The 23,766-nt window shown below is 60.9% G+C and carries 24 protein-coding genes; 10 read left to right on the top strand and 14 right to left on the bottom strand.

What is annotated here, in order from left to right; all coding sequences use genetic code 11:
* The first annotated feature begins 1 nt into the window (after position 1).
* From GZ093_RS08045 to GZ093_RS08035, 3 genes are all read left to right on the top strand, one after another.
* Positions 2 to 616, top strand: coding sequence for a ligase (locus GZ093_RS08045; protein WP_296484564.1), 615 nt, complete (start codon positions 2 to 4; stop codon positions 614 to 616).
* 111 nt (positions 617 to 727) lie between these two features.
* The gene (locus GZ093_RS08040) at positions 728 to 1,516 is read left to right on the top strand and encodes a lysophospholipid acyltransferase family protein (protein ID WP_296484561.1); all 789 of its coding nucleotides are present in this window, start codon (positions 728 to 730) and stop codon (positions 1,514 to 1,516) included.
* Between the two features lie 35 nt (positions 1,517 to 1,551).
* Positions 1,552 to 2,322, top strand: coding sequence for a glycosyltransferase family 2 protein (locus GZ093_RS08035; protein WP_296484558.1), 771 nt, complete (start codon positions 1,552 to 1,554; stop codon positions 2,320 to 2,322).
* 70 nt (positions 2,323 to 2,392) lie between these two features.
* Here GZ093_RS08035 and fabG read toward each other — a convergent pair whose 3' ends face one another.
* The 14 genes from fabG to GZ093_RS07970 all read right to left on the bottom strand — a co-directional run bounded on the left by fabG (position 2,393) and on the right by GZ093_RS07970 (position 14,747).
* The gene (fabG, locus tag GZ093_RS08030) at positions 2,393 to 3,130 is read right to left on the bottom strand and encodes a 3-oxoacyl-ACP reductase FabG (RefSeq protein ID WP_296484554.1); all 738 of its coding nucleotides are present in this window, start codon (positions 3,128 to 3,130) and stop codon (positions 2,393 to 2,395) included.
* On the bottom strand, positions 3,127 to 3,567 hold the full coding sequence (locus GZ093_RS08025) for a 3-hydroxylacyl-ACP dehydratase (RefSeq protein WP_363260432.1): 441 nt from the start codon (positions 3,565 to 3,567) through the stop codon (positions 3,127 to 3,129). Before GZ093_RS08025 ends, fabG begins: the two co-directional genes overlap by 4 nt.
* 62 nt (positions 3,568 to 3,629) lie before the next feature.
* Positions 3,630 to 4,466 (bottom strand): beta-ketoacyl synthase chain length factor, encoded by an 837-nt coding sequence (locus tag GZ093_RS08020; RefSeq protein ID WP_296484548.1) that lies wholly within the window; start codon positions 4,464 to 4,466, stop codon positions 3,630 to 3,632.
* Between the two features lie 10 nt (positions 4,467 to 4,476).
* Entirely contained in the window at positions 4,477 to 5,670 is a 1,194-nt protein-coding gene (locus GZ093_RS08015) for a beta-ketoacyl-[acyl-carrier-protein] synthase family protein (protein ID WP_296484617.1), read from the bottom strand.
* Between the two features lie 45 nt (positions 5,671 to 5,715).
* On the bottom strand, positions 5,716 to 6,405 hold the full coding sequence (locus GZ093_RS08010; protein ID WP_296484547.1) for a phosphatase PAP2 family protein: 690 nt from the start codon (positions 6,403 to 6,405) through the stop codon (positions 5,716 to 5,718).
* A gap of 10 nt (positions 6,406 to 6,415) precedes the next feature.
* Positions 6,416 to 7,222, bottom strand: a complete 807-nt coding sequence (locus GZ093_RS08005; RefSeq protein ID WP_296484544.1) for a polysaccharide deacetylase family protein — start codon at positions 7,220 to 7,222, stop codon at positions 6,416 to 6,418.
* Positions 7,215 to 9,563, bottom strand: coding sequence for an MMPL family transporter (locus GZ093_RS08000; protein WP_296484541.1), 2,349 nt, complete (start codon positions 9,561 to 9,563; stop codon positions 7,215 to 7,217). The genes GZ093_RS08005 and GZ093_RS08000 overlap by 8 nt, the downstream gene beginning before the upstream one ends.
* Positions 9,560 to 10,153 (bottom strand): LolA-related protein, encoded by a 594-nt coding sequence (locus tag GZ093_RS07995; RefSeq protein WP_296484538.1) that lies wholly within the window; start codon positions 10,151 to 10,153, stop codon positions 9,560 to 9,562. Before GZ093_RS07995 ends, GZ093_RS08000 begins: the two co-directional genes overlap by 4 nt.
* A complete protein-coding gene (locus GZ093_RS07990) occupies positions 10,150 to 11,130 on the bottom strand; it encodes an acyl-CoA synthetase (protein WP_296484536.1) in 981 nt (326 codons plus the stop codon). Before GZ093_RS07990 ends, GZ093_RS07995 begins: the two co-directional genes overlap by 4 nt.
* Entirely contained in the window at positions 11,127 to 11,459 is a 333-nt protein-coding gene (locus GZ093_RS20830; protein WP_363260423.1) for a 3-hydroxyacyl-ACP dehydratase, read from the bottom strand. Before GZ093_RS20830 ends, GZ093_RS07990 begins: the two co-directional genes overlap by 4 nt.
* A complete protein-coding gene (locus tag GZ093_RS07985) occupies positions 11,449 to 12,816 on the bottom strand; it encodes an AMP-binding protein (RefSeq protein ID WP_363260421.1) in 1,368 nt (455 codons plus the stop codon). The genes GZ093_RS20830 and GZ093_RS07985 overlap by 11 nt, the downstream gene beginning before the upstream one ends.
* A complete protein-coding gene (locus GZ093_RS07980; RefSeq protein WP_296484532.1) occupies positions 12,813 to 13,484 on the bottom strand; it encodes a hypothetical protein in 672 nt (223 codons plus the stop codon). Before GZ093_RS07980 ends, GZ093_RS07985 begins: the two co-directional genes overlap by 4 nt.
* Entirely contained in the window at positions 13,481 to 13,777 is a 297-nt protein-coding gene (locus GZ093_RS07975) for a phosphopantetheine-binding protein (RefSeq protein WP_296484529.1), read from the bottom strand. Before GZ093_RS07975 ends, GZ093_RS07980 begins: the two co-directional genes overlap by 4 nt.
* Positions 13,778 to 13,910: 133 nt before the next feature.
* A complete protein-coding gene (locus GZ093_RS07970) occupies positions 13,911 to 14,747 on the bottom strand; it encodes a DUF3014 domain-containing protein (protein ID WP_296484527.1) in 837 nt (278 codons plus the stop codon).
* Positions 14,748 to 15,033: 286 nt separating this feature from the next.
* On the opposite strand from GZ093_RS07970, the gene GZ093_RS07965 reads away from it, so the two are divergent.
* The 7 genes from GZ093_RS07965 (at position 15,034) to GZ093_RS07935 (ending at position 23,634) form a co-directional block, all read left to right on the top strand.
* Positions 15,034 to 15,348 carry a BON domain-containing protein gene (locus tag GZ093_RS07965; protein WP_296484525.1) on the top strand — a complete coding sequence of 105 codons (315 nt, stop codon included), beginning with the start codon at positions 15,034 to 15,036 and terminating at the stop codon, positions 15,346 to 15,348.
* 167 nt (positions 15,349 to 15,515) lie between these two features.
* Complete coding sequence (locus GZ093_RS07960; RefSeq protein WP_296484523.1) at positions 15,516 to 17,372, top strand: 3'-5' exonuclease; 1,857 nt, start codon at positions 15,516 to 15,518, stop codon at positions 17,370 to 17,372.
* The gene (locus tag GZ093_RS07955) at positions 17,369 to 18,442 is read left to right on the top strand and encodes a PDDEXK nuclease domain-containing protein (RefSeq protein ID WP_296484520.1); all 1,074 of its coding nucleotides are present in this window, start codon (positions 17,369 to 17,371) and stop codon (positions 18,440 to 18,442) included. The genes GZ093_RS07960 and GZ093_RS07955 overlap by 4 nt, the downstream gene beginning before the upstream one ends.
* Positions 18,435 to 18,566, top strand: a complete 132-nt coding sequence (locus GZ093_RS07950) for a 3'-5' exonuclease (RefSeq protein ID WP_296484517.1) — start codon at positions 18,435 to 18,437, stop codon at positions 18,564 to 18,566. The genes GZ093_RS07955 and GZ093_RS07950 overlap by 8 nt, the downstream gene beginning before the upstream one ends.
* Before the next feature lie 162 nt (positions 18,567 to 18,728).
* Complete coding sequence (locus GZ093_RS07945) at positions 18,729 to 21,818, top strand: TrlF family AAA-like ATPase (RefSeq protein ID WP_296484514.1); 3,090 nt, start codon at positions 18,729 to 18,731, stop codon at positions 21,816 to 21,818.
* A 165-nt stretch (positions 21,819 to 21,983) separates the two neighbouring features.
* Positions 21,984 to 23,312, top strand: coding sequence for a hypothetical protein (locus tag GZ093_RS07940; protein ID WP_296484513.1), 1,329 nt, complete (start codon positions 21,984 to 21,986; stop codon positions 23,310 to 23,312).
* Between the two features lie 10 nt (positions 23,313 to 23,322).
* Entirely contained in the window at positions 23,323 to 23,634 is a 312-nt protein-coding gene (locus tag GZ093_RS07935; protein ID WP_296484508.1) for a hypothetical protein, read from the top strand.
* The last annotated feature ends 132 nt before the right edge of the window (positions 23,635 to 23,766 follow it).

Below are 23,766 nucleotides of genomic sequence, written 5' to 3'. Positions count from 1 at the left end.
TGTGCTGGGCTGTTCGCAACGCGCCCTGCGCGATGACATTGAGCGCCGCCTCCACGGACGGGCCGAAGTGACGGTGCGTGAGTCAGGCGGCGGTGCTGTTCTGACTGGCCCTTGGCTGGTCAGCGTCTCGGTCGTTGTGCCGCCGCAGCACCCTTGGGTCTGCAACGGTCTGATCGACAGCTATCGGCACTTGGGGCAGTTGCATGTGGCAGCACTCAAGGAATTCGGCGTGGTCGCGCGTGCCCTGCCACCGCAGGAACTGGCCCGTGCGCATGAGGCAAGCGCCGTCAGCAGTGTGAACTGGGCCTGCTTTGGCGGCCTGTCACCCTGGGAACTGGTGAATGCCGAGGGCCGCAAGCTGGTGGGTCTGGCGCAGAGAAGGTGCAGGACAGGCGTGCTGCTGGTGGCCGGCACCCTGGTGGGCCCGGTTGACTGGGCGTTGCTCTGTGACGCCATGGGACACCCCCAGCACGAGCCCTTGCTGCGGCACGGCACCGTTGACGCGCAAGAGATGGCGGGCGGCCTGATCGGGCCCGAGCGCTTGGCGGCTGTCTTGACGCAGTGGCTTGAGCGCCAGCTCCTGAGCAGCCGCAGTAGCGCATGGCGCCCATCGTGACGCGTCGGCCCTGAATTGATCTGGCGGTCGGCAAGAAGTGATTTAATGCCCGCATGACCGGGCTAAATTCACCGCTCACCCCTACTGAATGAAACTTACCCCGATGTCGTCATGAACGAGCACGCCTTACCTCAACCCCAACGCGCCCTGCATGAAACCATCAGGATGCACCTGGGCTTCTTGCTGCTGGGCCTGATCTGCCTCGCGGTGACGCTGCTGGCGCTGCCCTTGCGCGCGGTCTTGCCACGGGCGTTGAGCAAACGAACGGGGCGGCAGTTGATCGCCCTGGTGTTTCGTTTCTACTTGCGCTCTCTGGAGTTTCTGGGGGCGTGTCGCTTTGATTTGACCGAACTGGATGCGCTCAGGGGGGGGCCGGCCCTTGTGATTGCGCCCAACCATCCCTCGCTGCTCGACGCGGTCATGGTCTTGTCGCGGCTGCCCAATGCCGTCTGTATCCTGAAGGCCGACCTTGTCAACAGTGTTTTTTTTGGCGCGGGTGCCCGCTTGGCGGGCTACATCCGTAACACGCCGCTGCGCGCCATGGTGCAAGGCGCCGTGGACGATTTAGGTCAGGGCAGCCACCTGCTGCTGTTTCCCGAGGGCACGCGCACCACCCGGTTTCCGGTGAACGCGATGCAGGGCACGGCCGGGCTGATCGCCAAAAAGGCCGGCGTCGCGGTCCAGACGGTCTTCATTGAAACCGACTCAGGCTTTCTGGGCAAAGGCTGGTCGGTGCTGTGGACACCCAAATTACCCGTCACCTACCGCATCCGGCTCGGCAAGCGCTTTGACCCGCCCCAGCACACGGCGGACTTTGCCCGGCAGCTCGAGCAGTATTTTCAGTCCGAGCTGGCCCACGCCCTGTTGCCCGACTTCTCCATCGAAGCGCCCCCAGCCTGAGGGCAGGGCATCACTTTCCCTGTTGCTTGTCGCCGATGAATATTCCGCCCCGCGCGTCGCGCACCCACTTGGTGCTGATTCCCAGCTACAACCCCGGCACCAAGGTGTTCGAGACCGTGCGTTCGGCGCGCGCCCAGTGGTCGCCTGTCTGGGTGGTGGTGGACGGCAGTACCGATGCCAGTGCGCAAGGCCTGCAGGCCATGGCCGCGCAGGACAATAACTTGCAGGTGATCGTGCTGTCGCGCAACGTCGGCAAGGGCGCGGCTGTGCTGCACGGGCTGGACCTGGCGGCGGCGCAAGGCTTCACGCATGTGCTGACCATGGACTCCGATGGCCAGCACCCGGCGCCGTTGATCCCCGACTTCATGGCGGCGTCCATCGCCCAGCCGGCCGCCATGGTGCTGGGGGTGCCGGTGTTCGCGGCCGACGCGCCGCGTCTGCGCGTCAACGGGCGCAAGGTCTCGAACGCGTGGGCCAATCTGGAGACGCTGTGGGCGGGCATTGGTGATTCGCTGTTTGGCTTTCGCGTCTACCCGATTGAGCCGCTGCGGCGCGTGATGCAGGGCCAGCGCTGGATGCGCCGCTTTGACTTTGACCCCGAGGCCGCCGTGCGCATGTGCTGGCAGGGCGTCAAACCCGTGAATCTGCCTGCCACGGTGCGCTACTTTCGCGCCGATGAAGGCGGCGTTTCACACTTCAACTACCTGCGCGACAACCTGTTGCTGACTTGGATGCACACGCGTCTGCTGCTGGGTTTCATCCTGCGCCTGCCGCTGCTGCTGGCGCGGCGCCTTCGAGGCGCCTAAAAACTATTCCACTTCCAAACCATTCACGGCAAGGCGAGACAACAACGACAGGGATGATTTGGGATTGGAATCAAATCATGCCGCCGTTGATGGAGATAACTTGTCCGCTGATGTAAGCCGCCCGCTCTGAGGCTAGAAAACTGACGAGGTCTGCCACTTCCTCGGGCCGCCCGGCGCGCTGCATCGGCACCAGTTTGGCAATGGTCGGCGCATCAAAGCTGGCCTGGCTCATGGACGTGGCGATGATGCCCGGTGCCACGGCATTGACGGTGATGCCACGGCTGGCCACCTCCAGTGCGAGCGACTTGGTGGCCGAATGCAGCGCGCCCTTGGCGGCCGCGTAGTTGACCTGGCCGCGGTTGCCCGCCACGGCGGCGACCGAGGTGATGCTGATGATGCGGCCCCAGCGGGTACGGATCATCGGCATCATCAAAGGCTGGGTGACATGAAAGAAACCATTGAGCGACACGTCGATGACTTGCTGCCACTGCTTGAGCTGCATGCCCGGAAAGATCGCGTCGTCGTGAATGCCGGCGTTGTTCACCAGCACCTGGATCGGCCCGTTCACCAGCAGCGCCTCCAGCGCCGTGGCGGTTGCCACTGCATCGGTGATGTCAAAGGCCAGCGCCTGCGCCTGACCGCCTGCGGCGTGGATGGCATCGACCACGGCTTGGGCGGTCTCCAGGTGGCGGTTGGCGTGCACGATGACATCAAAGCCGTCGGCGGCCAATTGCCGGCAGATCGCCGCGCCGATGCCGCCACTGCCGCCGGTGACGAGCGCGCGTTTGCGCTCAGGTGTTGTGTTCATGATTTCGGGGGAGTTGTTGCGCTGCGCTGCGGCAGCGCCAGGCCGTGCGCGTCGAGGATGACCGCCGCGCGCCCGCCCAGCAGCAGCCTGGGCCCGGCATGCAGCGTGAAACTGTAGAGAACCGTGCCGCTGTCGCCGCCAGAACGTTCGGCGTGGATGCTGAGCGCAGCGCTCAAGTCATCCAGCCGATCGACGTGCAGCGTCACTCCACGCACGCTGACCAGGTAACCCATGGCGGGGCGCTGGCTGGTGGCCGCAGAGTCGGTTTCCGCCAGCAAGGCACCATGCACTGCCATCGCCTGCGCCGCATATTCAATGCCGCAAGCCGCGCCGAGTCGGCCATGCGCGCGCAAGGGGTTGGCGCTGTCCCGGTGGCTATTGGCTTCGCAGCGGATATGACGCGTGTCCCAGGCGCTCACGCGCTCTAACAGGCACATGCTGCCCTGGTGCGGAATGCGCCGCGCAATATCGGCGTGCTGCAGGGTGGCGGGGGCTTGCGTCAAAAGCAAGGCGCCACCTGCACAGCCAGTTGACGCCCGGGCAGGTAGTCCAGCAGCACCTCGCCCTGGCTTTGCGCCGCCACGCTGCACAGCAGCGGCAGGCAGCGTGCGGCAGGAATGCGGCTGCGCAGCAGTTCGAGCGCCTCGTTTTCCACACGCTGCGTCGGCGCGTCGCTCAAGTAGGCGCCAGGCGCCAGCTGCCACTGCGCCAGGCTGCGCTGGCTGCGCCGGGGCGCCAGCACCAGGGCCACGCCAAAGGTGTCCGGCAAAGGCCGTACGCTGCGCAGCGGCTCAGGGTAGTCGGTGTCATAGGCCACCAGCAACACCGGCGTTTGTTCAAGCATCACCTGCGCCATCGCTTCAAGCAGGCCGGCGGCGAAACTGCCGTCATGGGCGCACAGCACCGACGAACTGGCCATGGCGCCGCTGGAGATGCTCCAGTAACCCGACGCTGCGTTGTGCACCGAATTATGAAAGCGCGTGGGCGAAATCAGCCGGTCGCTGGACGCCAGCGCGCTGCAAATCTCATGGCAATTGATCGCGTCACCGCTGGACGAACTGAACACCGAAGGCAGAGCGTTCGCCGCCAGGCCAGACATCGCCACCGCCTCCTGGCCAACCGCCAGCGCTACCTTGACCACCGTGCCTGCGCGGCGCCGCTCCGCCGCTGGCAGCGCCATCGGCAACGGCACGACGCAGCGCGCTGGCTGGTACGTTGCGCTGCCCGCCAGCACGCCACGACTTTGCATCCAGTCGCTCATGCCCGGCCCCAGCAGGCCGATGCCTTCGATAAAGACGGTGAGGGGCGGTGCGGCAACGGCCGAGGCTTGTGTCATGGATATTGCTTTAACTGGCACGGCCAAAAATCAGGCTGCAATTGGTGCCGCCAAAACCAAAAGAGTTGCTCAGCACGCGGGCCACGGGCTGTTCGCGGTTGTTGACCAGGTAATTGAGCGCCAGCGCCGGATCAGGCTGCTGCGTGTTGAGTCCACCCGGCAGCAAGCCTTGTTGCAGCACCAGTGCGCAAATGGTGGCTTCGAGCGCGCCGGCCGCACCCAGCGTGTGGCCGGTCGCGCCTTTGGTGGAACTGCAGGGCGTAGTCGATCCGAACAGCGCAGACACCGCCTTGGCTTCGGCCGCATCGTTGCTTGGCGTGGCGGTGCCATGCAGGTTGATGTAATCAATATCCGCCGCGGCAAGCTCGGCCATCGCCAGAGCCTGCTGCATCGCCATGCGCGCGCCCAAGCCCTCGGGGTGGGGAGAGGACATGTGATGGGCATCGCTGGATTCACCGACTCCCAGCAGCAGCACGGCGTCAACGTCCAACTTTTCGGGTACCGGCTCCAGCAGCGCAAAGGCCGCCGCCTCGCCGATGGAAATGCCGTCGCGCTCAAGGTCGAATGGGCGACAGGCCCGTGTCGACATCAGACCCAGGGAATTGAAACCATACAGGGTCGTCAGGCACAGCGAATCGACGCCGCCCACCACCGCCGCATCGATCAGCCCGGTGGCGATCATGCGCCGGGCCGAGGCAAATACCTTGGCGCTCGACGAGCACGCCGATGACACCACAAAGGCCGGGCCGCTCAAGCCCAGGTAGCGACGGGTGAAATCGGCCACCGAAAAGGTGTTGTGCGTGGTGGCGTAGGAAAAATCGGCAGGCAAAGCGCCGCTGGCTGGATCGCGCCGCCTATAGGCCAGCTCGGTCTGCAAAATGCCGGAGGTGCTGGTGCCGATGAAGACGCCAACGCGCTGCGCGCCGTACTTTTTGCTGGCCCGGGCGACGGCCTGGGCAAAGCCATCCTGCATCAGCCCCAGCAGCGCGAGCCGGTTGTTGCGGCAGTCAAAAGACGCCAGTTCGTGCGGCAACTGCAGCGCGTCCACCCCCGCAACCTCGCCCACAAAGGTTGGCAGCTCAACCGTGTCGAATGTGCATGGCGCCAGCCCGCCTTGCTGCTGGCGCAGTGCGGACAGGGTGGGACCCAGCCCGCGACCGAGGCAGCTGGTGGCGGTGAAGTGGGAGAGCCAGAGCGAGTTCAGGGGAAACCAAGCCGATCTAAAAAAGTGGGCCAGAGTCTAGCAAAGTCACAGGGCAGCGGGCTTGATCGGCCTGCTTTTCAGGGGCAAGAGATGGCGCAGCGACCAGGCCGCTGCCAGCGCGCCCAGCAGCAGGCCGGCCGCCACATCCACCGCCACATGCTGGCGCGTGGCCAACGTCGAATAGACGATGCCCACGCACCACAGCCCGTTGAGCCAGCGCGTCCAGCGCGGCGCGTCAAAGCGGCGCAGCAGGCCTTGCAGCCACACGCCCGAAAAAACGGCGGTGGCCACATGCAGAGACGGGAATGCATTGCCGCCGGCGTCCAGGGTTTTGAGGAAATCGACACCCGGATACAAAGCCCAGTCGATATCGGCAACCGGGACGGCGGTCGGCCAGAGGTAGAAGATGACGAGACCGATCATGCAAGTGCCCGCCATGGCCCTCGCATACGCAAAAAGCGCTTGCGGCGTGGCCAGCAAGGCCGGGGGCAGGGACACATAAACCCACAGGGAGACATAAAGCGCCATGGCCCGGGGTTCAAAGCCTATCAGTCGATCCGCCCAGGTCAGCGGCATCACGGTGACGGCACTGGCGGGGTTTTTGAGCAGAAAGAAATAGGCGCCAAAAAACACGGCGATGAACAGCATGGTGCCCAAGCTTTTCAGCACCGCGTGCTGGGCAATGACCGCCGCCAATTGGCGGTACCAAAGGGTTTGTTCGTGAGCGTCGTTCATGGCTGGTCGTTCACGGCGATAGCGCTTGCCGCAAGGTCACAAAACGCAGACCGGCGCCGGTGGCACTGGTCAGCACGGCCGGCAACACCTCAAGCAGCACCGGCGTGCCCTGCTTTGTGCGGGCGGCATGGCCGTCATGCAGCAGCAAAATGGCGCCCGCGTGCAAGCCACCGAGCAGTTGGCTCTGAACGCGCGCAGCGTCTTTGACGCGGGTGTCGAAAGCGCGTACGGACCAAGTGGCCAGTCTGAGCCCGAGCCGGGTCAGGATCGGGTCGAGAAAAGGATTGCACAAGCCAGCCGGGGCACGGAAAAACAAAGGGCGCTGGCCGGTAATCGTCGTAAGGGTGTCTTGGGCCGCCTGCAATTCACGCGCCATGGCGCGCGGCCCCAGCAGCGAAAAATAATGGCGGTGCTGCTGGCTGTGGTTTTCCACCGCGTGGCCACGGCGCACGATGTCGCGGCACAGCGCCGGGTAGCGCAGCGCTTTCTCGCCAATGACAAAAAAAGTGGCTCGAACCGCGTAACGCTCCAGCAGATCGAGCACCAGTGGGGTCACGACCGGATCGGGCCCATCGTCGATGGTCAAGGCAATTTCATGGCGCGCCGCAGCAGCGGCGGGCAAACGTGTCCAGTTCGGCCCGAGCCAATGGCTGCGCGGCCACAGGCCAAGGGCGGCAATCAGCAGGTGGTTGAGAAGCACGCCAGCCAGCGCCCAGGGCCAAAGCGCGGCTTGGAACAAGATAGCGCCAAAGGCCAGCAGATGCAGCACGGCGCTGGCGCCAAGCAGCAGGCGCCGCCGCCAGTGTGCGTTACGCATGGGACTTCCTGGCAAAAATCGCCGCATAGACCAGTGCCAGAATGACGCCTGGCGCTACCGTGACGCCCATGGCCTGCAACAGAGAGACCTTGGAAAACGCCAGCACGCCAAAGCCGGCCACGGTGGTGAGGTTGGCAAACAGCATGGAGGCCAGGGTGCGCGGCGAGATCGGCGTGCGCGCATCAAGTCGGTCAAAAAACAAGGCGTAGTTGGAGCCCACGGCCACCACCAGCAGCAAACCCACCAAATGCAGAATGATCAACTGCTGGCCCAACAGCGCCAGAGCGGCCGTGACGGTGATGACAGCCGCTGCCAGCGGCGCAATCAGGCGCAGCACGCGCGTCGGCGAGCGAAAAACCAGCAGCAGCAATCCCACAATGGCGACCAGTCCACCCAGCGACAGCAGCGTGGCTTCATGCAGATAGCCGCCGTACAGGTGATCGGACTCCGCTTTCATGTCCACGAACAGCACATTGTTCAAGCCCGCGCGCGTCAAGGCCGTGCGAATCTTGTCGGCCTGGATGCCCACACCCTCTGGCGCGGTGAGTGGCAACAGGGCGGTCCAGCGGTTTTCTTGCGCCAGCAGCAAGGCATCGAGCGCCATCGCCATCGACGTCTGCGCCAGGTCTTTGGGCACGAGCAGGGCCTGGTTGCGCGCGGCTTCAACATCGGCCAAAAACGGCGTCAACAGTTGCGCACGCACGGGCAAACCCTGGACGGCTTGGGCCAGGTTGGCCGCCAACGGTGCGGCAGCGGGCAAGCTGGCTTGGCGGGCCCTCTGCGTCGCTGTGCTGGGCAGATAACGGCTGGGGCTTTGAAAGCCGGCCAGTTCGCCCTGATCGACCTGCACCTGCAGCAGCGTTGAAACCTGCTCGGCAGAGCGCAGCACCTCTTCCTGGCTGGCGGCGGAGACGACCACCACGTAACGCACATCGGGCGCGCCCATGTCAGCACGCAGGCTCGTATCAAGCGCCACATCGGCCTGCGAGACCGGGCTCAAGGAGGCAATCTTGTCATTGAGCAAACTGCTGCGGCTGTTGATGAGAACGGCGCAGGCCAGCAGCAACAGCAGCGCGGCCGGCCAACGCAATGCAGTAGCGCGGTCCACAAGACGCGACAAAACCCGTCCGACCTTTGTCACGTCATGGACGCGAAAATTCGCGGGCAGCAACTGCGGCAATACAAAACGGGTCACGGCAGCGGCGACAACCAGCCCGGCAATCGCATACAGGCCAAGCTGCGCCAGGCCCGGAAAACCCGACAGCAGCAAGGCGGCAAAGCCGGCAATCGACGTCAGCACGCCAAGCCGGATCGTGGGCCAGAAGCGCTTGATCCAGTGCTGCGGGTCGGCTTCGCCTTGTTCGGACTGCACAAACAGGTAGATCGAATAATCCACCGCCTCGCCAATCAGCGCCGTGCCAAAGCCCAGCGTGATGCCATGCACCGAACCAAAGCCCAGGCTGACCGCTGCAATACCGGCCAGCACGCCGCTGATGACCGGCAAAAGCCCCAAGGCGAGCGCTGTGAATGAGCGATAAACCAGCAGCAGCAGCGCCGCGACGAGCCCGAAGCTGATGAGCGACAGCAAGGTGACCTGGCTCTTGATGGTGTCGCGCGATGTCACCGAGAACACACCGGGGCCGCTCATGAGCAGCTGCGCGTCGGCGTGTCGCTCCGGTGCGGCCTCGAAGGCGTGGCGGATCGCCGTCATGGCGTGTTCCTGCGCATCGGTGTCGGAGCCCGCGGCGCGCGTTTGCATCAGCAGCAGCGCGCGCGCGCCGTCGCGCGAGGCCCACGCGCCCCCCATCATTTTGGGCTGCGTGCCGCTGCTCAGTTGTTCGAGCAATTGCACCATTTCACCGGTCGGATCGCGTGGCAACATGGACTTCACCAGCAGCCCGGCAGGCGAGGCCAGCAGGTCAATGCTCTCGCCCAAGGCGGCATGTAATCCTTCCGCGCTGAAGCGCTCAGGCGTCACCGCCGGGCTCAAGAGGTAACGGTTGTTGAACAGAAAGGCCTGGTCACGCTCGGTGTTGACGGGTTCGCCGTTGTTGACAGTGACAAAGGCCGCATCGGCGCGCAGACGCTGGGCGATGTGTTTTGAGAGCCGGGCGCGGCGGGGCGCATCAGCGCCTTCAATGCCGACCAGGATCAGGCGCGAGGCCAGGCCCTCACGCAGCTGGTCCATGAGCAGTTGCTGCTCCGGCGTGGGGTTGCGCGGCATGAAGGCCGACAAGTCGGTGGTGAAGCTGGTGCGGCTGATCACGCCAGCGCAGAGCAGCAAAAACGCCAGCCACAGCGCGACGGCCAGGCCGCCACGGCGGCGTTTATCAGGCCTCACGGCATCACCAATTTTTCAATACTCATCAAGGAGCTGTCGCCATCGGCCTGGGTGATCTCAATGCTGCGCACCTGGTCACGGGCACCGGCGATGCGGATGCGCTGCACCACGGCCAGCATCTTGTCGTCCCGTGGCAGTAGTTGCAGGGCCCAGCGCTCCGGCGTGCCCTCCAGGCTTAGTTGATAGTTGCGCTCCAGCGCCTGGCGGTCGCCTGCCAATGTGCCGCGAATGCTGTCGATAAAGGCCGCGAGTTCAGGGTAAGCCTGCAACTGCAGACGGTGTTTTTGTCGGCCGCGCTCGATCAACAGGTCGCCGCCGTCGATCACCATGGATTCGGGCTTGGGCTTGAGCGTGCGCTTTTCCAGGTGGTTCGGCGCGGTGTAGAACAGCTCCCCGGACGACTCGACCGGTCGCTCCAGCATGGCAATGGTCTTTTTCTCGACAAAGCTGGCCTGGCTGGACCGGTTCTGTGCCAGGGCGTCCATCAGTTGCTGGATGTCCCAGGCCGCCAAGACGGCCGGGCTGGCCGTGGCAAGTAGCAGGCCCAGCGCGAGTGACGCCAGTCTAAATAGTCGAACGGGGTGCATCATGGCGTGGGTTGATTTTTCTCAGGAGAACGGCTGGGTCGCGGCACGGGAGCGCGCCAGAAATTAAAAAAGTTGAACCAGTTGTAGGGCGCGCTGCGGCAGTACTGCGCCAACAGCGCAGCATAGCGCGTCATGGCCGCCTGCACCGCCAGCGTGCGCCCGCGTGGCGGCAAGCTTGAGAAGTCGGCCAGGGCCTCGAAATGGATGTCGTAGCGGTTGCCGCCGCGGTACAGCCCGGTCATGAACAAGACCGGGCGTTTCAATATCGCCGCCATCCTGAATGGACCCAGCGGCAGCTCGGCCGGATCGCCCAGAAAGTCAAACGCGCGGGTGTCGTCCAGACCCAGCGACCGGTCGCCCAGCATGCCCACGACCGTGCCCTGGCCCAGCAACTCATGCACCTGAATCATCGAATCGATGTGGCCCAGTGCCACGATGTCCTGTTGCGCTTGCGGGTTGATGGCGCCCAGCGCTGCGTTGATCTTGTGTGCGTTCTCTTCATACATCGCCATTACCACGCGCAGGCCGGGCTGTTGGCGGCCGATGGCGCGCAGCACCTCAAAACTCCCCAGATGCGCGCCGAGCAAAAAGGCGCCTTGGCCGTCAGCCAGCGCCTGGTCGACGAGTTCTTGGTTGTGAACACGGATATCGAACAGATCAAAGCGCCCGTTGACCAGATAAAGCCGGTCATGGGTCACCGACGCGAAACTCAAAAAATGCCGAAACAAGTGGCGCCAGCCGACTGCTGCGGGCGTCGGCAGTTGCAGCACCCGGCGCAAATAGTCGCGTGACATGCGACGCGCGGTCGGCGCAAACGCCAGGAAATAGGCCGCAATGGCGTAAAGCACCACGCGGCTCGCGCCCCGGCCCAGCCGCAGTGAAAGCCAGGTCATCAGGCGCAGCATGAACAGGCTGCTGCGCTCGGGGCGTTGTTGCCATTCAGCGCCGCCGGGTGGCGTGGCCTGCTGCTGCGTTGTCATGGCGCAGACGCTGGCAACACCAGTGTGCCGGTGGCGACTTTGCGCTGGCCGCTGGAGATATCGAAACGGGTGCTGCCCGAGGCGCCCGGGGTGAGCAAAAGCGTCAGGGTCTCGCCGGGGCCGACCGGGCTCAGAAATTTGGCGGCGCTGATCTGGCACAGCGGCGTCGTATCAAAGCCATCCCCGGATGCCCTGGGGCGCTGTGTTTGCAGCACGGCATGAACGACGGCATCCAGCAAGACCACGCCCGGCACAATCGGCGTCCCCGGAAAATGGCCGGCAAAAGCCGGGTGATCCGGCGCGATGAAAAGCGTGGTCTCAAGCTGCATGGGGCGTGCCTTTGCGCTGATGCCGGGAAGCCAGTGCCTGCAATGCGTCGCGCGGCAATTTGCCGGTGCTGTTGCGAGGCAGCGACGCCAGCAGCACCAGCGGCCTGGGGATGAACACCGCGTCGATGCGTTCGCGCAGCGCCGCCAGCAGCGCGGCGGCTCTCAGGCCGGGCGCGACGGCAAAAGCCATCAATCGCGTCACGCTGGCGTCGTCATGCTCAGCGGGCATAAAAAACGCGCCGTCGATCACGCCCGGGATGGCATTGAGCTGATGGTTCAGGTAGTCGAGCGAGCTGCGTTTGCCCGCGATGTTGATGAGGTCGGCGGTGCGGCCATGCAGCAGGAACCGCCCACCATTCAAAAGCTCGAGTTCGTCCGCCATGGGCATCGGCGGATCAACATGCCCGCCCGAGACCCAGGTGCGCTGCTGCGACACGCTGAGCGTGAGCTCGGGCAACAGCGTCCATTGGGCGGACTCGGTGGTGCGCCGGGTCGCAATCTGGCCGGTCTCGGTGGAGCCGTAGATTTCAACCAAGGGCGCTTGCAGGCGTGCCTCGACGGCCAGCGCCAGCTGCGGCGGCATCGGTGCCGTGGCCGACAGCACCAGATCGGGGGCGGGAATGTCCAGCCCCGCCGCCAGCAAGACCTTCAAGTGCAGCGGCGTGGTGACCAGCAGGCATGGGCGCGGCGATTGCGCGAGCACCGCGCAGATGTCGGCCGGGTAGAAGGGGTGCGCGGCACTCAAGGCTGAGCCGCTTTGCAGCGCTAGCAGCACGGAGGACTCAAAGCCAAACATGTGTTGCGGTGGCACCGTGGCCACAATGCTGTGGCGTCTGCCGTCCAACAGGCCCAGGCGGGCGGCTTCGGCCCGGACGCTGCGAACCAGGCCACCCCAGCTTTTCCGGTGGGCCACCGGCGTGCCGGTCGAGCCGGACGTGAACACAATGGCCGCCGTCCGCGCGGCCGGAATTTCGGGAACGTCATAAGTGGCGCTGGCTGCATCCGCTGCTGCATCAACGGCCAGCGCGCCAGCCCACGCAAATTGGGGCAGGTCAATGGCCTGCGGCTGGTCGACCAGGCAAAACACGTCGGGCGCGAAGTGCTTGACCTGGCGCATCATCTCTGCCGTGAGCGTGGGGGGCAGCAGGCTGATCTTGTCGGCCAGCAAGGCCGCTGCCACGCCGACGGCAAAGCGGTAGCGGTCGACGCAAACATTGAGAACGTGCTGGCCCGGCGGTAAATCTGCAGCCAACTGCCTGACATCGGCCAGAAACTGCGCCACGGTGATGGGCCCGCCATGGCCGTAAGCCAGGATGTCCTGAGCGTGCGGGTGCGTGACCAGCGGCAAGCTGCTCATGGTCGGCGCGCCTGGTCTTGTGCGCTCGCTTGCCGGTATGCGCGAATCGCCGCCAGCGGTCCGGCGCGCTCAGCAGCGGGCAAGGCATAGCAGCGCGCTGCATACTCACCCACAAACATCAAGCCCAGCAGCGGCATGCCCAGCAGGTTGGCAAAAGTGGACCAAATGGCAGCCGGCGCGAGCCAGAACAGCAGCAGCGACAGCGCGGCGGTGGCGCCGAAATAGATAGTCCAGCTCCAGGTGGCCGCGCGCGTGTAGCGGGTGAGCGCCGGCGTCAGGCTGCCGTGCACGATGCTGGCAAAGCGCGAAATCATGGGTGTGCCGCCACGCTGCAGGGTCTTGCCGAAGGCCAGACACAAGAGCGCATAGGTGCCTGCATGTTGCAGCAGAAAGACCCAGTTGTAATGGGCCACCAGCCAGCTCTTGACGCCGTAAATCACCGCGCATGCCGCCAGCCACAGGGCCAGCATGAGCGCGCGTTGGCGCGAGCGCCACGCCAGCATGAAGGCCAGGGCGAGCAGGGGCGCCAGCGCCACCAGGGCGCCCTGCAGATCGGGTGTGGTTGACGCGGCAGCCCGATGGGACAGCAACGCATAAGCGATGCCCAGGGCAAGCAGGCCGCCCCAACGAACGGCTTGCTTGAGCCGTGTCGCCCATTCAGCTTTCACTGGGTACGCTGGGCTGCGATGTGGTTGCTCAGGCTGCGCAGCGACAGGAAAATGGCGTGGTTGTCTTCCTGGCCCGCGCGCAGTTGCAGGCCGTAGCGCTTGGAGACCACGAGCGCAATTTCAAGAATATCGATGGAGTCCAGCCCCAGGCCGTCGCCATACAACGGGTCGTCCGCCTGAATGTCTGCGGCGCCAACGTCCAGGTTCAAGGCGCTCACCACCAGTTCAGCAACTTCAAGTAGCAGGGCTGCATCAGCGGTTGGGGAGGATGCTGGCAGGGTCAGTTGGGGCATGGGAAAAGATCAATGTGGGTGGGGGCAGAGTGACAAAGCCGGCACCGGTGGGCCGGCGGACCTTGTCGCGGGCCTGATTTTAACGAAAAGCGGCTGCGCCAGATAACGGACGCTGCTGGCGCAAGGCCGCTCTCTAACGGGGCGCCACGCGTTTGATGAGTTGCTGGCGGATCGCGGTGAGTTTCGCCTTCAGCCGGCGTTCGTTGACCGACCCGACGCGCAGCATGATTTTTTGGCCGGCTGACAGCGACTCGAAGGCAGGATTGGCAAACTCGTAGCGCACCCAGGGTTGCAGCGACGGAATTGACCCTTTGACCTCGGTCAGCTGAACCTCGATGGGCTCCACGGCAGCCGGTGTGGCGAGCAGTTGGTCAATCACCGCAATCAGCCGGTCGTTGAAGTAAGCCTTGGGGTAACCCAATTCTTCATACGCCTGTTGCAGCAACGGGTACATGCGAATGTACAAATCGACGGCCTTGCCCGCGTCTACCGATTCGGCCAGCAGCACCAGCGGCGTGTAGCGCTGGCTGTTGTCGGCGTTGATGACGCTGCCATCCGCGCGTTCTTCAACCATGAACCGGCCAGGCGTCGGCTTGATGGGCCACAGCATGGGCGGCGCGTGGGAGCGTCCGAGGTTATCGACAGTGGCTACCAAGCGGCGCGGAAATTCATCAAGCGCAAAGAACTCAAGAACCGCCTTGCGACCCAGAAGCTCGGTCAACACCGTGCCCATATCAGCCGCTTTCAGGGGGAGCGCCTGGGCAGGTGGTGCTTCGACCGGGTACTGGATCACCGGCTCTGCGGGCGCCGCAGCCGATTCGGGGACGGCCAGTGCCGCAGGTTCGGGTGCAGGTGCAGCAGCAACAGGCGCCTGGGGCGCGGGCCGGGACATGTTCCACCAGAGCACTGCCGCGCCGATGATCACCGCGCAGATGACGACTGCCAGCAGCGTGCGTCGTGCCGTGCTCATGCTGCCGGCGGTGCAAGCCTGGAGGCTGTCATCGCGTTTTCTGTTCGTGTAGCCATAAGTTTAATTATCTACCTCCCCCTGGTGCCAAGACGCAACCGGATGTATCAGCGGCTGTTGCGCAGGTGTCGCACCGCTTGCGAATCATCAAATCCCCGCATTTTTTCGGGGGGCTTTTGGCTTGCCAGCCGGGTTACCACGCCTTACTATTTTTCTGCTGGCGGCGTCTAAAACACATCAGACAATCCGTCAAGGTAAAGCCTGTGTCAATTTCTACTGGAGGTTCACCATGATCATTCGTACTCTTCTTGCCGCCGTTGTTGCTGCCGCCGCGCTACTCACCACCACGGGCTGTGCCGTTGGCCGTGGCCAGCAGACCGTCGGGTCCTACATTGACGACGCCACGATTACCACCCAAATCAAGGCGCGCTACGCTGACAACACGCAGGTCGCCGCGACCAGCATCAGCGTCGAAACCCTCAACGGTACCGTGTTGCTGTCGGGCTTTGCCAAGAACACCACGGAAAAAACCTTGGCCGAGAGCATCGCGCGTGGTGTGAACGGGGTGAAGTCCGTGAGGAACGAGATCGTCGTGCGTCCGTGAGCGTGCGCGCAACGAACTTGTGATTCTTCAAGACCGTGCGGCAGCGCACGGCACCCAACAGCAAGCCCCTCCGCGTTAAGGGTTTGACCCAGCCCGATCCCCGCCGGGGCTCCCTTTGGTTGCGCCCATAATGGGCCGCAAACCATCTCAGGGACGGGATAAGAAAAATGGCTACCTTGATACCGGCGCTTGGCGCCTGCGTGTCGCGCATGACCTCAGGCGAGCGACGCCTGGCCGAACGGCTGGAACAAAAGCTCGACGACGACTACCTGCTCTGGTACGACGTGCCGATGGGCCCCCATCAGTCACACCCCGACTTTGTCGTGATGCACCCTCGGCGCGGCCTGCTGATTCTGGAAGTGAAAGACTGGAAGCCCGACACCATCCGCCAAGCCGACAAGCTCAACTGGGTGATTCTGGACCACGGCCAGCCTAAAACCGTCGCCAGTCCCATCGAGCAAGCCCGTCAGTATGCCCACACCGTGGTCGACGCCCTCAAGCGCGACCCGCAGCTGGTGCAGGCCGATGGCAAACACCAAGGCCAACTCGCCTTTCCGTGGAGCTACGGCGTGGTGTTTCCCAACCTCACGCGCAAGCAGTTTATAGATGGTGAATTGCACCGCGTGATCGAGCCAAACCGCGTCGTCTGCCGCGATGAAATGACCGAGTCGGTGGACGCCGAAGACCTGCAAAGCCGCCTGTGGGGCATGTTCCCGTACATGATGGGCGGCGTCATGAGCCTGCCGCAACTGGACCGCGTGCGCTGGATCATGTTCCCGGAGGTGCGGGTGCAGACGCAGGGCGCGCTGTTTGACGACAACGACCTGGACGCCGAACTGCCCGACATCATGCGCGTGATGGACCTGCAGCAAGAGCAGTTGGCGCGCAGCCTGGGCGACGGCCACCGCGTCATCCACGGCGTGGCGGGCTCAGGCAAGACCATGATCTTGGGCTACCGCGCCGAATACTTGGCCAAGGCCAGCACGCCCACCAGCAAACCCATTCTCATCCTCTGCTTTAACGAACCGCTGGGCGTGAAGCTTCACAGCGTGATGCAGGCCAAGGGCTTGGGCGACCGGGTGCATGTGCGGCATTTTCATAGCTGGTGCCACCGCCAGCTCACGGCCTTTGGGCAAGCCCTGCCCGAGCAAAACATGCCTGTGGGCACCAAGATGATTGACATGGTGGACCGCGTCATCCGCGCGGTGGAGCGCAACCAGATACCCGGCGGCCAATACCAAGCGGTGATGATTGACGAAGGCCACGACTTCGCGCCCGAATGGCTCAAGCTGGTGACCCAAATGGTGGACCCCGCCACCAACAGCCTGCTGGTGCTGTTTGACGATGCGCAAAGCATTTACGAGCGGGCGCGAAGCAAACAGTTCAGCTTCAAAAGCGTGGGCATTCAGGCGCAGGGCCGCACTACCATTTTGAAGATCAACTACCGCAACACCCGGCAAATTCTCCAAACCGCCAACCTGATTGCCGCAGACCTGCTAACGGCAGATGACCAAGATGACGACGGCATTCCGCTAATCAAACCCGTGAGCTGCGGGCGCGAGGGGCAAGCACCCATCATCATCAAACTACCCACCTTGCAGGGCGAAGCCGTGGCCATAGCCGAGCACTTGGCCCAAGCCCACACGGAGGGCTTTGCCTGGGGCGACATGGCGGTGCTGTGTGCAGATGCCAAAACCCGCGACCTCTGCGCCCGCACCCTGGCCCAACGCAAGATGCCGGTGGAGAACCGCCTGGGCGCGGGCGACTATGACCCCACCAGCAACAAAATCAAGGTGATGACCATGAAGGTCAGCAAAGGCCTGGAGTTCCCCGTGGTGGCGCTACCCGGCGTGGGGCACATGCCCGGGCCCGGTGAGGACGAGAAGAAAGCGGCGCGGGTGTTTTATGTGGCGGCGACAAGGGCTACGCAGCGACTGCTGGTTACAGTCAGCGGCGACAGCGGGTTTGGACAACGGCTAAGCGCCACCCCCTTGGATCACCTGACAAAAGGGTTGCACACATGAACGACATCACGCAAGGGGCATCGCCCACGCCTGCCGACAACCTGCACGCCGAACTGCGCAGCCTGATTGCCAGCAGCCGCCAGCGGCTGGCGGGTGCGGTGAATGTGGAGCTGACACGGCTGTATTGGAGTGTGGGCAAGCCACTGCACACCGAGGTGCTGGGCGGTGCTGACCGCGCCAAGTATGGCGACCAGCTTATCAAGCGTGTGGGCGATCAATTGGCACAAGAATTTGGTCGTGGCTTTGAGGCCAAAAACTTGCGCCGCATGGTGCAGTTTGCACTGGCTTTCCCGGACACGGAGAAAGTCGCATCACTGATGCGACATTTGAGCTGGACGCATTTTTTGCAACTTCTTCCCCTCAAAACCGAGGCGGCACGCTGGTTTTATGCGCAGCAATGTGTGGAATCACGCTGGAGCGTGCGTGAACTCCACCACCAGATCGAACGCAAAGCCTTTGAGCGCACCGAACTCGCATCGCTGCAAGCCCCCGCCCCCGTTCATGCTGAGCCTACTGAGGCCAGCCCCACCAGCCCCGCCCAAGTCTTCAAAGACCCGTATTTCTTAGACTTTTTGGGCCTGCGCCAAGGCCACGACGAGGCCGACCTAGAAGCCGCCATCCTGCGCCAGCTAGAAGCCTTCATTCTGGAGCTGGGCCGGGGCTTTGCGTTTGTGGAGCGCCAAAAGCGTATGGTCATCGACGGCGAAGACTTCTACCTGGACCTGCTTTTCTACCACCGCCGCCTGCGCCGCTTGGTAGCCATCGAGCTGAAACTGGGCCGCTTCAAAGCCGCGCACAAAGGCCAGATGGAGCTGTATTTGAAATGGCTGGACAAACACGAGCGCCAGGCGGGTGAAGAGTCCCCCATCGGCCTGATTCTGTGCGCCGAATCCAGCCGCGAGCAAGTGGAGCTGCTGCAAATGCACAAAGACGGCATCACCGTGGCCGAATACTGGACCGAGCTGCCGCCCAAGGCTGAGCTGGAGCAGCATCTACACCAGGCTTTGATCGAAGCGCGAGAACGGCTTGCGCGGCGGGGGGTGTTGTTGGAGGGGGGTGAGGATGAGTGATGTGCGCAAAGGCCTGGAGTTCCCCGTGGTGGCGCTACCCGGCGTGGGGCACATGCCTGCGCCGGGGGAGGACGAGAAGGAAGCGGCGCGGGTGTTTTATGTGGCGGCGACAAGGGCTACGTAGAGATTGGTGATGGGGGTGGGTGGGAATTGTGATGACCTGTTGAGTTATTTTTGCAATGCGCCATCAGTCAAACCTTCATCAATAAATCTGTAACCCCGATTTGATAATCCTACAAACTGACGCTTGCGGCATGAGAAAAAATACTGAGAGAAAGAAGATGAAATGAAAAATGATCAAGCTGGCTCAACATGGAAAAAATGGGACCTACACGTCCACACACCATCATCAGTTGTTCATAACTATCCTGGGACTGATGAAGAAGCTTGGGAAGCATTCTTGCTCGATCTGGAAGCCCTGCCACCCGAGTTCAAAGTCATCGGTATCAATGACTACATTTTCATCGATGGCTATGAGCGTGTGCGCAAAGAGAAGTCTGAAAACGGGCGGCTCAAAAACATTGATCTGCTGCTGCCAGTGATCGAGCTGCGTTTAGACAAATTTGCAGGGGTAGTAAAAAAAGAAAAAGACGGCACTTATTCGCAATCGGGCTGGACCCGAATAAACCTGCATGTCGTGTTCGACGCGCTTGATCCAGAAGTGATTCGCCAGCAGTTCCTCGGATCTCTCGCCCCATGCTACGACCTGATCCCAGACTCAAGTAATTGGAAGGGAAAGTGGAGTAGCGTCATCACTCGAAATAGTCTGACAGAGCTTGGTCAAATGATTATCGACTCCGTGCCAGCCGACAAGAAAGCAGATTACGCCTCTCCGTTGGAGGAAGGCTTTAACAACTTATGCGTAAGCTTGGAAAAGGTCATGGAGGCCCTTAACAAACATGCCCTCGCAGGCAAGTATTTGATCGCAGTTGGGAAGACAGAATGGGACAACCTCAAATGGGACAACCAATCCATCGCCGAGAAGAAAAATGTCCTTAATAAGGCCAACTTGGTTTTCACCGCCGCAGAAAATCCCGCCGCCTATGACTCAGCCCGCAAAAGGCTCATTGAATCGAACGTCAAGAACACATTGCTCGATTGCTCGGATGCCCATGCACTGAGCAGCTCGGCGGACAAAGACCGCATTGGCAACTGCTTCACTTGGATCAAGGCTGACGCCACTTTTGAGGGCTTGCTACAAGCGCTCACAGAATTCGAAGACCGGGTATTCATCGGCGACGCGCCGCCAAAGCGACTGTTAGTCGAGAGCAACCGTACCAAATACGTGTCGAAACTTAGGGTCAGTCGCAAACCTGGCAGCACTTTGGCCGACACATGGTTTGATGTGGATCTGCCACTAAGTCACGATTTAGTCGCCATCATCGGCAACAAAGGAAGTGGAAAAAGCGCGCTGGCCGACATTGCTGCGCTTGCAGGCGACACCAAGAATTTCAAGAGTTTCTCGTTTCTGAACGACAGGCGGTTCAGAAACCCCAGGAACAAGCTCGCGCAGCATTTCCTCGGCGCGCTGGGCTGGCACGACAGCACGGAAACTGAGCGGCAACTAGACCAGGACCCCACCGAGACGAGCGTTGAGCGTGTTAAATATCTACCACAGAGCTATCTTGAAACGCTGTGCAACGAGCTCGGTGATGGTGGTTCCGCGACGTTTGATACAGAGCTGCGAAAAATCATCTACACGCACGTTCCCGAAGAATCCCGACTGGGCTACGACTCCATGGATGAGTTACTCAATTTCAAAGTCGCCGAGATAGACAGCGCGCGTGAACGATTGATAAAGGAGATCTCAAAGACGAACGCCGAAATATTGCACAACGAAAATCGCCTAACGCCGAAGTTCAAACAGTCCCTACAAGAACAGCTCGACGCCAAAAGTGCCGAGCTGAAGTCGCTTGAAGGTTCGAAGCCGACTCAGGTGGACGACCCCACTGCATCGGACACCTCCGTCGAAGAGTCCAAAGCGGCTACTGAGAAAATTCAAGCTCTCGAGGACGAACTCATAAAGCTGCGCAACGACGAAAAGCTGCTCCGAGACAAGAAGGCTATTGAAGTGAAACGCCAGGCCGTCCTCATCCGAGTGACCCAAGCGATTTCCAATCACAAGAAAACTTACGACCAGTTCATTGCCGAGTTGGCACCCATGTTGGCCGAGGTAGACGAAGGCTTGAAGGCAGTTGAGTTGATGGACTTGAGGATGGACACGACGAAAATCGAGGCAATTAGCAGTGCGACAAAGGCTTCAATTGCTACCATCGACAACGCCCTCTCCAACCAAGAACCCTCCAGCCTAAACAAGAGGCGCGAATCGGCGGAAGCGGCAGTGGCCGACATCAAGAGCAAGCTTGGGGAGAAGGAGCGCTTGTTCATCATCTTCAAGGAACAAGTTGCAAAATGGGAACGCTCCAAGGCAGACATCTTAGGCAACAAAGACAAGACCCAATCGATTGAATGGTTCAAGGCAGAAATCGCATCACTGGGAACCCTTCCTGCAAAGCTTACTGAGTTGAGGCTTAGCCGCGTGGAGTTGGTCAAGAAGGTCCACGCGCAAATCGTCATGACTGTCGAGGAATACCGCCGCCTCTACGAACCAGTTCAGGAATTCGTTAAGTCCGCCGCCCAGATGGACATGCACTTGCCCTTGGACTTCGACGTCCGCATCGAAGAAGCAGGTTTCCAAGAGCAGTTTCTCCCGCGCATAAATCGCCAGTCTCGCGGTAGCTTCTCCGGCGTGGACGAGAGCAACCAACTTATGCGTGGGTTGTTGAAAGAAGTTAACTTCGTGAATGTGGAATCCACGCTGAAATTTCTCGATACCCTCGACGACATGCTTCACTTCGACCGCCGCGAATCCGGAGGCGGTCGTGAAACCATGATTGCTGACCAGCTCCGGCGTGGTGGCGAACCACAGGAGATTTTCGACTACCTCTTCGGCATGAGCTACCTTTTACCCCGGTATTCGCTCACGTACGACCAACAAGAAATTAGCCAACTTTCCCCAGGTGAGCGTGGATTGCTCTTGCTTGTTTTCTACCTATTAGTTGACAAAGATGACATCCCACTCATCATCGACCAACCCGAAGAGAACCTCGACAACCAGACCATTTTCAAGGTGCTCGTCAAGTGCATCAAGGCTGCCAAACAACGCCGCCAAGTCATCATGGTTACCCACAACCCAAATCTTGCGGTGGTGTGCGACGCCGAACAGATCATTTGTGCGACGTGCGATAAGGCGACTAACACTTTCAATTACATCGCAGGGGGCATTGAGGCGCCCTTAATCAAAGCCAGAGTGGTAGAAATTCTTGAAGGCACTGAACCAGCATTCAAAAACCGGAAGCAGAAGTACGGTCTCTGATGCACCTCCTGTCCTTGACAGGTATTTGGCAATATAGGCGCTACCAGTATTTCAACAAGTGGGGTACCAAAGGTGGCTGTCAGTGGTGCATATACCTGCGGCAACGATATTTTTGAAGTTACTCCGAAAACTTGATACCGCAACAAAATTGCCAACGATAGAAATATGAGTGAGAAGAACTTGAATACTAATGGTGAACCACTTGAGGTCCCGGCAAACGAGTCCAACGGCCTGCGTGATTTGAAGAATGCACTTGAATTCGTCAAGAAATCAATCAAGACTGCAGTACCTGTGAGCATTTCCCTTGGCTCGATGGTCACGCTCCTGTATTGCCTACGAATAGGATACTTGCCGATAGACGGGCTCCAGAGTGTCGCAACCCTAGGCGCCGCCGTTGCGTTCACCGCGGCCATTTTTCTGTTGTTTTTTATCTTACTACTTGCAGTTCCATTTGGCATTACCCACTGGGGCCTGAATGGCGAAGTGAAAGAGATACTTGCAGCATGGTTTTTTGTCCCCACTGGTCCTGACGGTAATAAAGAGGGAATGCCAAAAGAAGCATCAACTTTGCTTCAACGATCGTGGCTTCGCCGCAACCTACTTTCGACAAAATTCAAAATCTTGGTAGGGACCAGCAAAACCGATGACCATCGCTACCTCAGCGGGATAAAGGTTTTGGCGCTGATGATTAGTGTTGGTTCTGCAAGCTGGTTGATGTTGCTTTTTGCTTCAACGGCTAGCGACCCTAGCTATATGCTGACGTTCGATACGCCTTGGCTAGTCTACTTATTTCTTTTTGATGTTTTGGTGATTCTTAGCTACATTCTCAACGGCGTTGATCCAGAACATCCATGGCGCGACCCATGTGTCCGAATTCTTGGTGTGATAGTTTGGTCGGGAGCAAATATTTATGCGTTGCTACCGGTCGTTTTATGGCCATCATTTGCAGGCCTTGAGCTAGACAAACCTTTGCTTCAGTTCGCATACATCGCATTGGCTGGATTGGTCCTGTGGTGCTTCTATGGATTTCACTTGGCTATACAGTTGAATCCCAAAGAAAAGAAGGAACCTCCGTGGACGATAACCTTGATCTTTGTCAGTCTCCTTGCTTTGATGGTGTTGCCAGCAATATTATTGACGCCGAGTTTTCATGATTGGTTGATGAGTCGCACTTCGGTTCGCATGGCGGATGCGCAACTCGCGCTGAAGCCCGAAGCATGTGCAACGCTTAGGGCTAGTGGGATACCCGTTGCGAAGTCATTGAGCGCGGAAAAAGCTGATGACGAAGTCGTTGGCTGCCTACTTAAGGAAGCAACGGTTCTGCTTAGAATTGGCGAACGCTGGCAGGTTTCGATTTGTGAAATTACTGGGGCGAATGGTGTGCTCCGAAAGTTCACTTTGCCCAGTGACCAAGTGGCTAGTTGGACGCAATTGCCAGCGACTAAAGGCTCAACTCCCAAATTAATTGCTGCAAAGAAAATGTGCGCATTGTAGAGTTCAATGCATGAGCGGAATCAAACTCTTCTGCCTCATCATTGGCTTCATGAGTGGTCGCCAGGCCCCGCACAAGGGCCGGTATGCTCAGGCAGATATCGAATGCGACCACCAGCGGTTTGGCGGCTTCCTGAAAGTGTCTCTGGAAGAACTGTTGATTGCGTTGAACGACGACCGCCATTTGCTGCACACCCCGGATGGACTGTTTGCGCAAATAGATTCAGCCGCCAGTGCGGAGCCGCAAAGCCTTTACCCGCAAGGCTTTAGCGCCCAACGATTCATTGAGGTAGTGGAAGCGCAAGCGGTTTGGGATGGTATTTGACTGCCAAGCTGATGCGAATTTAATAGCTGCTCGCGCATATTCCACGAATACGAAGGGACTTCCCGCTTCCCGGTAACGGCATCAAGTGCCAAGATTGGGTTTGGAAGTCAATCTGCAACCTTTAGAAGGAGA

Source organism: Rhodoferax sp. (assembly GCF_010365055.1).
Lineage (GTDB): Bacteria > Pseudomonadota > Gammaproteobacteria > Burkholderiales > Burkholderiaceae_C > Rhodoferax.
Note: the sequence above shows the minus strand (reverse complement) of the source record. Positions and strands in the feature narration are given on the sequence as shown.